Source organism: Streptomyces viridosporus (assembly GCF_002078235.1).
Taxonomy (GTDB): Bacteria; Actinomycetota; Actinomycetes; order Streptomycetales; family Streptomycetaceae; genus Streptomyces; species Streptomyces viridosporus.
The window spans coordinates 1-612 of record NZ_MSGP01000741.1 but is presented as its reverse complement, the minus strand read 5'-3'; the positions used below and the strand labels follow the sequence as shown (position 1 = coordinate 612).

Annotated in this window: 1 protein-coding gene; it reads right to left on the bottom strand. The window is 74.3% G+C overall.

Features of this window, described 5'->3' with window-relative positions:
• A partial coding sequence (gene bluB, locus B7L92_RS36855; RefSeq protein WP_107501729.1) for a 5,6-dimethylbenzimidazole synthase occupies positions 1-612 on the bottom strand: 612 nt, incomplete at both ends.

Genomic DNA, 612 nt, shown 5'->3' with positions numbered 1-612 from the left:
CCGACGCCGAGGCCCTCGGCGCGGGCGGCGAGCCAGAGGTTCTCCACCGCGAGCGCGGAGGAGTACGGCGCCATCTGGGGCTGGGTGTGCCGGCCCAGGGTGTGCCGGCCGCCGCGGGTCGGGTCGGCGGTGACGACGATGTTCACCGGGGTGTCGAGGATGGCCTCGATCTTCAGTTCCTTGAACTGCTTCGCCCGGCCCTTGGGAAGGGTCTTGGCGTAGGCGTCGCGCTGGCGCATGGCCAGTTCGTGCATGCTGCGCCGGGTCTCGGCGGAGCGGATGACGACGAAGTCCCAGGGCTGCGAGTGGCCGACGGAGGGCGCGGTGTGGGCGGCCTCCAGGACGCGGAGCAGCACCTCGTGCGGGATGGGGTCGCTGCGGAAGCCGTTGCGGATGTCGCGGCGTTCGCGCATGACCTTCAGCACGGCCTCGCGCTCGGCGCCGTCGTAACCGGGGGCGGCGGGGCCCGTGGACCGTGCCGCTTCCGCCGCGGCCGCGCTCTGTTCCGCCTGCGCCTGCGGGTCCTCCACTCCGGCGCCCCGGGTGTCCAGGTCGTCCGCGCTCTGCACGCGGTCGGGTTCGGGCTCCGCGTCGGGCGCGACCGGTACGGCG